This window comes from Campylobacter sp. US55 (genome assembly GCF_004378955.1).
Lineage (GTDB): Bacteria > Campylobacterota > Campylobacteria > Campylobacterales > Campylobacteraceae > Campylobacter_D > Campylobacter_D jejuni.
Genome location: NZ_RYYF01000015.1, coordinates 1 through 6,692, shown reverse-complemented (window position 1 = coordinate 6,692; position 6,692 = coordinate 1). Strand labels below are relative to the sequence as shown.

Annotated in this window: 6 protein-coding genes and 2 pseudogenes; 5 read left to right on the top strand and 3 right to left on the bottom strand. The window is 27.4% G+C overall.

Translation table 11 applies throughout. The annotated features are described in order from the left end of the window. Positions 1–565, bottom strand: a 565-nt coding sequence (locus ELQ07_RS08060) for a DUF2920 family protein (RefSeq protein ID WP_134224979.1), incomplete at its 3' end; no start/stop codon positions are given. Between the two features lie 60 nt (positions 566–625). Here ELQ07_RS08060 and ELQ07_RS08055 point away from each other — a divergent pair. The 4 genes and pseudogenes from ELQ07_RS08055 to ELQ07_RS08040 all read left to right on the top strand — a co-directional run bounded on the left by ELQ07_RS08055 (position 626) and on the right by ELQ07_RS08040 (position 3,794). Further along, complete coding sequence (locus ELQ07_RS08055; protein WP_134224978.1) at positions 626–2,134, top strand: AMP-binding protein; 1,509 nt, start codon at positions 626–628, stop codon at positions 2,132–2,134. Then, positions 2,121–2,846: a GNAT family N-acetyltransferase gene (locus ELQ07_RS08050; protein WP_070248726.1), complete on the top strand. Its 726-nt coding sequence runs from the start codon at positions 2,121–2,123 to the stop codon at positions 2,844–2,846. Before ELQ07_RS08055 ends, ELQ07_RS08050 begins: the two co-directional genes overlap by 14 nt. Further along, positions 2,846–3,564 (top strand): annotated as a pseudogene (locus ELQ07_RS08045) (formyltransferase family protein). The gene ELQ07_RS08050 and the pseudogene ELQ07_RS08045 overlap by 1 nt, the downstream one beginning before the upstream one ends. Before the next feature lie 2 nt (positions 3,565–3,566). Further along, positions 3,567–3,794 (top strand): acyl carrier protein, encoded by a 228-nt coding sequence (locus tag ELQ07_RS08040; RefSeq protein ID WP_070248722.1) that lies wholly within the window; start codon positions 3,567–3,569, stop codon positions 3,792–3,794. Here ELQ07_RS08040 and ELQ07_RS08035 read toward each other — a convergent pair. Next, a pseudogene (locus ELQ07_RS08035) lies at positions 3,791–4,803 on the bottom strand (acyl carrier protein). The gene ELQ07_RS08040 and the pseudogene ELQ07_RS08035 sit on opposite strands and share 4 nt — an antisense overlap. Before the next feature lie 166 nt (positions 4,804–4,969). Here ELQ07_RS08035 and ELQ07_RS08030 point away from each other — a divergent pair. Further along, positions 4,970–6,007 carry a 3-oxoacyl-ACP synthase gene (locus ELQ07_RS08030; RefSeq protein ID WP_134224977.1) on the top strand — a complete coding sequence of 346 codons (1,038 nt, stop codon included), beginning with the start codon at positions 4,970–4,972 and terminating at the stop codon, positions 6,005–6,007. 58 nt (positions 6,008–6,065) lie between these two features. Here ELQ07_RS08030 and ELQ07_RS08025 read toward each other — a convergent pair. Beyond that, positions 6,066–6,692: DUF2920 family protein (locus ELQ07_RS08025; RefSeq protein ID WP_243833568.1), on the bottom strand; the 627-nt coding region annotated here is incomplete at its 5' end.

Below are 6,692 nucleotides of genomic sequence, written 5' to 3'. Positions count from 1 at the left end.
GTAAATCTGCAAATTTTGGAAAGCGTTTAACTAAATCTTTTAAAGCATTAATATGATCAATAGCTGCCATAATACCAAAATTTTGATAATCTCCATTAGGTGGGATAAAAGTTGAAGTAAATTTCGCTTGATAATTTTGTACTAGTTTTCCTTGTAATTTTAAAGTAGTAATATTCTGATTAAGTAATTCATAACATTGTTGTGCATTCTCAAGATTGACATTGATATTAACACCTATTTCCAATAAAGCCTGAGATAAATTTGGCAAATCTTCTATTGTAAATATTGTAAAAGCACTATATTTCTCAACATCCGAACGCCTTTGACAAAAACAATGATAAAAAACATTTACTGTCACTACATCAAAATTTTTAGCAATATAATTTCTATAAGAATCTAAAAAATATATATTTGCATTAGCTCCATAACCTCTTATGATAAAAACTATAGCTTTGATATCTTTTTCATCATCATAACTGATGCGATATTCAAGCTTACTGGTTCTTTTAATGCCTAATTCTACATCATCACAAGAATCGATTTCAAAGGTTTGGTTTATAAGCATATAAAGGCCTTTTTTATTAATTTATCGATATTATATTACAAAAAACTAAAAAGGCAAATCATGGCAACTCATATCTACGATTTTTTAGAAAAAAGTTTAATCAAATTTAGCGAAAAAACTGCTTTTGTAGAACCTTTTGCTAAGCAAAGAAAAGAAATCACTTATAAAGACTTTAATCTTTTTTCTAAAAAACTAGCCAGTGAAATTTTAAAAACTTTAGGAAATGATAATCCTACTCAAGCTCCTGTTTTAATCATCTTGCCTAAAGGGATTGATTGTTTGATTTCATTTTTTGGAGTGGCATTAAGTGGAAATTTTTATACCCTTTTAGATGAGAAAAGTCCTAAAGAAAGAGTAGAAAAAGTTATAGAGGTTTTAAAACCTAAACTTTTTATCACTTCAAAGGATTTAAATTTTAACTTAGATTTGCCTACACTTTATACACAAGACTTTGAAAGTTTTAATATAGATGAGAGTGCAATAAAAAATGCAAAAGAAAAACACATAGATACTAATTTACTCTATGTGCTTTTTACAAGTGGGAGTACAGGCATTCCTAAAGGAGTAAGCATAGCACATAAGAGTGTGATTGATTATACTTTTTGGGTATGTGAGACTTTTAAATTTGACGAGAATGAAATTTTAGCCAATCAAGCGCCATTTTATTTTGACAATAGTGTTTTAGATATTTTTTCAAGTGTAAAATCAGGAGCAACTTTACACCTTTTACCTAATCATCTTTTTGCCTTCCCAAATAAAATTTTAGAATGCCTTGAAAAAGAAAAAGTAAGCGCTATATTTTGGGTACCTTCGGTGCTGATTTATTTTGCAAATACTGAAGCTTTGAATAATTTTAGTTTAAATACCTTAAAAAAGATACTTTTTTGCGGTGAAATCATGCCTAATAAACAGCTAAATATTTGGCGTAAACACTTACCCAATGCTTTATTTGCTAACCTTTATGGTCCAACAGAAATCACTGATGTGTGTTCTTTTTATATCATAAATCGCACTTTTAAAGATGAAGAACTTCTACCTATAGGTAAAGCATGTAAAAACACAGAACTTTTAGTTTTTGATGAAAATATGAATTTCATAAGCCCTAAACAAATAGGTGTTAAAGGAGAGCTTTTCGTGCGTGGAACTTCTTTGTCTTTAGGGTATTATAATGACAAAGAAAAAACCAAACAAGCTTTTATTCAAAATCCTTTGCATGATAATTATTTAGATCTTTTGTACAAAACAGGAGATATCGTTTCTTATAATGAATTTGAAGAGCTTTTATGTTATGGTAGAGCGGATAATCAGATCAAATATATGGGACATAGAATAGAACTTGGAGAAATAGAAAGCGTGATAAATTCTCATGCAAGTGTAAAAAATAGTGCTTGTATTTTTAAAGAAGATATTATTTGTTTTTATGAAAGCAAAGATGAGATTAATTTTAAAGCTTTTTTAAAAGATAAATTACCTTCCTATATGATCCCAAAAAATTTTATTAAAATTGACAAATTTAAACTCAATCAAAATGGTAAAGTTGATAGGAAAGCCTTACATGAACTCATTTGAAAAAGCTTTTTATGAAGGGTTTAAATTAAGCAATTGTTATGATAATTTTAATCTAATTCAAGAGCAAATTTTAAAACAAGAACTCATCTTAGAAAAACATGAAAATAATAATTTTTTCTTTTTTAATCGCATAGATGGTTTATTGTATTATTTTATCAATGATTTGCAAGATTATGATTTAAAAGCATGTTATATAAAAATCTTAAGCAAAGCCCCTAAGGATGCTTTACATGATGAATTTTTAAAACTTAATCATTTTAAAAAAATACTCAATCACAAACAAATGGTGCTTAACAAAGAGATAAAACCGAGTAAATTTTGCTTTATCTCCAAAGCCTTACATGAAGATAGCAAAGAACTTTATAGCTTTTTTAGAAAATATTTTGATCCATATTTGTTTTATTTTTCACAAAAAAATCTTGAAGAAAAAATACCCAATATACTTGTTTATAAAGAAAATAAAAAAATTCACGCTGCTTTGATCTACACTCAAACTCTCAATGCTAATTTTTTAGATTTTATAGCTGTAGATAGAAATTTAAAGCATAAAAATGTGGCTTTTGCTTTACTAAATCATTATTTTGCAGCCAATACTCAAAATAAATTCTTTAAACTTTTTGTAGAAGAAAAAAATCAAAAAGCCATTAATTTTTATAAAAGGGCGGGTTTTTGCTTTAATCATATTAATTTAAAATTTTATAGGAATTTCTAATGACTTACTCACACATTTATATCATAGGTACAGGAAAAGTCGTCAAAGAATGTCAAAAAATAGCTAGTGATTTTTTTAATCAAGAAGTGATTTTTTTAAAAAATTTAAAAAATTTAGATGATTTTTGTAAAAATCTTAAAAACTGCCTTATTATTAGTGCAAATAATTCTTATATTTTCAAAAAAGAATGTGTGCAAAATAATACCATTATAAATTATCATAATGCTTTATTGCCTTTTCATAAAGGATGTAATGCAAGAATTTGGAGCATATGGGAAAATGATAAAAAAACAGGCATTACTTGGCACATAGTTGAAGAAAGTATCGATACGGGTGCGATTTTAACTCAAAAAGAAATAAAGCTTGATGATAATTTTACCGCCTTAAGTCTTTTAGATGCCCAACACAAACTTGCTATAGCTTCATTTAAAGAAGCTTTAAAGAATTTAGAAAATAAGATCTTTAAAATTCAAACTTTAGGGGGGGGTATCACAAAAAATTGGCTTTGCCAAATGAGGGTTATTTAGATCTTACTTGGGATAAAGAAAAAATTTCTCGCTTTTTAAGAGCTATGGACTGTGGCGCTTTAAGCGGAGTGCCTAAGGCTAAATTGAAAATCTTAGGAGAGGAAAAAGAAATTTTGTTTTATGAGATCAATGAACTTGATTTAATTTTAAATTTAAGCGATAATACCATTTTAAAAATCACAAAGGAATAAAAATGCAAGAAATCAAACAATTTTTCATCAATATAGATAGAGCTGATATCGATGAGAGTATGCAAAATTTAGTCAGTGAAGATATTATAGATAGTATTGATATCATGGCTTTAGTTGCTGAAATAGAAAAATTTTATAAAAAACCCTTAAAAGCGGAATTTATCACGCCTGAAAATTTTGAAAGTTTTGAAAATATCAAAAAAATGCTTGAAACTGCAATGAAAGACTAATCTTTCTTTGTAAATTCTAGCTGCTCTTTTAAGGAGTTAATAATTTCATTCTTAGAAACAATAACTTGTGCTATAAAATCTACCACATCATCCCAATCTTTACTTAATATATGAGTTAAAGTATAATTTTGTTCGTATTCTTCCCAATTCACAGGAGTAAAAAGAGAATTTTTATGCGGGAAATATTTGTTTTTTACCCATTCAAACGAAGAAGCAAAATAATCCACATAAGCCTTGGCAATATCTTTTTGCACTGCAAATTTTAATCTTTTTTCTTTACTGCCTTCAAATTTTCTCCTTGCCATAAAAAGCAAAGAATTAAGATTATCCTGCTTTAAATCTTTTTGGTTTAATCTTGACATAAGTTCCATTCCTAAAAGATTAAAACTTTCATTTTTGGTTTATTTTAAAACAAAACTCTCATCCCACTCAAGTCCTAAATGATAAACAAAATCTTTAAGCAAAGTCCCTCCTACATAATCCTCCCTTAGAAGTCTTACTATCAAATTTTCTTCTCCAAATACCTCAGCATGAGTTTTACAAATCCACTCATAGTCAAAAATATATTTTCTAGGATGATCTTGTGGGGCAAAATCAGCAGAATAATACCCCATATTGTTTTTATGATCTTGAGAACAATATGAGTTTAAATAACCCAAAGTATCTCTAAAATATACAATAATATAAATTTGAGTAAAGCCTTAACTCTCTCATAATCTTTTCTAAAATTTCTACATGTTTTTTACTGGAAAAATCCCAAACTATACCCTCAGCTGAAAAAATAAATTTTTTATTTTTATGTAAAAAACTCTCAGTTTTAAAATTTTCTATAATTCTAAGAAGCCTTTCATTTGTGATATGGCTTAAAACACTCTCTTTTTTTTAAAATATCTTCTTTTTGAACCAACTCTAAAACCATATCCACTAAAGCCCAGTGTCTATTTGCCACCCTAAGACTTTTTGGGTAAATATAACCTTTTTGCAAAAGCTTTTCTTCGTTTTGCATCAAGAAGCCTTATTTTTCTTGGATTCCTGTATTTGTAGTTCCTATATGTAAATACGCTGTCATTTTATGTCCTTAAAATTTTCGAAATTGCAACCTAATTCTCCTTAAAATATTAAGCCAAGATACGCTATTATTCTTTAAATAAAAAAATTAAAATAAAGAATAAAAAATGAAACTAAAACTTAACTCACATACAATCAAAGCCATTAGTGTTGTTTTACCAAAAAATTCTCACTCTTTAAATGAAGAATTAAAACAATGCAATTTAAGTGAAAGTAAATATAAAATTTTACAACAAAATACCGGTATAAAAAATCATTTCGTATGTCCTGAAAATATTTTTGCAAGCGATTTAGCTAGTAAAGCACTAGAAAAACTTTTTAAAGAAAAATTACTTTCAAAAAACGAGCTGGATGTGCTTTTAGTTTGTAGTTTTACGCCAGATTTTTTAGCCCCAGCGCTTTCAAGTTTAATTCATAAAAATTTAAATCTTAATGAAAAAACATTATGTTATGATAATATCGCTTTTTGTTCAGGTTTTTTACAAGGTTTATCCCAATCTTTTTTACTTTTAGATAATAAAGATATTAAAAAAGTTGCTTTAGTTTGTGTAAGCGTAAAAAGTAAAAAAATATCAAAAAATAATAAAGTCACGTATCTTAGCAATAGTGATAGTGCTAGTGCAATTTTAATTGAAAAATCTAACACAAAAGAAAAAGCTTTATTCTCGCAAGAAATCTTTTCTGATTTCTCCACAGAAGAAACCTTTCCTGTAAAATGTTTTAAAGAAGCAAATGACTTTATCGATATGGATAGAAATCTAACATTCTCTCATTTAAATAAAAATTTTCCTATTTTCTTTAATGATTTTTTCAATAATTTTAAATTAGAAAAAAATAAAATAGACGAGTTTTTTCTTCAAAGTTCTAATAATTTTATAAAGACTAAACTTTTAGAACTTTTAGGCTTTAAAGAAATCAAACAAGATGAAACTCTAGAAAATTATGGTGATACAACCATCAACAAGCTAGCTTTAGATTTAGCAAACTATAATCAAAAGATAATAAAAACAGCTAGCGGGGGGGGGGATTTAAAACAAATCTTTATGGCTAGCTTTGGCACAGGGATTACTTTTAATGCAATGAGTTTAAAAATTGATTTTAGCAAAATCAAAAGCTTTATTAAAATTATCGACTTTGAAAAATAATTTCTTAATGTTTTATTTTAATCTTAGATAAACTTTCTGTATTTTTAAAAAATAAAATTCAAATAATCTGAAGTTTAAAACTGTTTCTTACATCCTTAAATACAAATATCTTATCCCTGCAAGGATAAGAGATAGAATTTTCTTGCATTAAAGAATTTCTTCCTTGTAATTTCTCAAGCATTAAAGGAAGTTCTTTTCTAAATAAAGCTTTATCTGTTATTCTCATGCCATGTTCTAAACTTTTTATAAATCTTCCGTCTATATCACTTTCATCTTTTATTATATGTAAAGTGGCATCATAACCCAAAATTTTATAAATCTCATAAAGTTGAATTTTATTTTCAGCAGGGGCACCTTGATCTCTTTGACTATGATAGCTTACAAAAACTATCTTGGTGTTATAGCTCGCTTGAATTTTAAGATGACTTAAATTTAAAATCACTCTTACTAAATAGTTTTCATCACTAAAATAAAAGAATGAATCCACATTACGTGTCCAATATTTTTGCACAAAAGGATAAATCCTATGATTATCTCCTTCAAAGACAAATTCCGCTTGATCCATATCTCTTCCTAAAATATGCGGCAAAAATGGCAAACAAACACCCGAATTATCAATCACACCATCCACATACCAAGGAGCTATTTTTGCTATGAGTAAAGATAGGTATCCTCCATAAGACCC

Coding starts and splice junctions, on each gene's coding strand:
- ELQ07_RS08055 (WP_134224978.1), top strand. CDS start 626: ATGGCAACTCATATCTACGATTTTTTAGAAAAAAGTTTAATCAAATTT.
- ELQ07_RS08050 (WP_070248726.1), top strand. CDS start 2,121: ATGAACTCATTTGAAAAAGCTTTTTATGAAGGGTTTAAATTAAGCAAT.
- ELQ07_RS08040 (WP_070248722.1), top strand. CDS start 3,567: ATGCAAGAAATCAAACAATTTTTCATCAATATAGATAGAGCTGATATC.
- ELQ07_RS08030 (WP_134224977.1), top strand. CDS start 4,970: ATGAAACTAAAACTTAACTCACATACAATCAAAGCCATTAGTGTTGTT.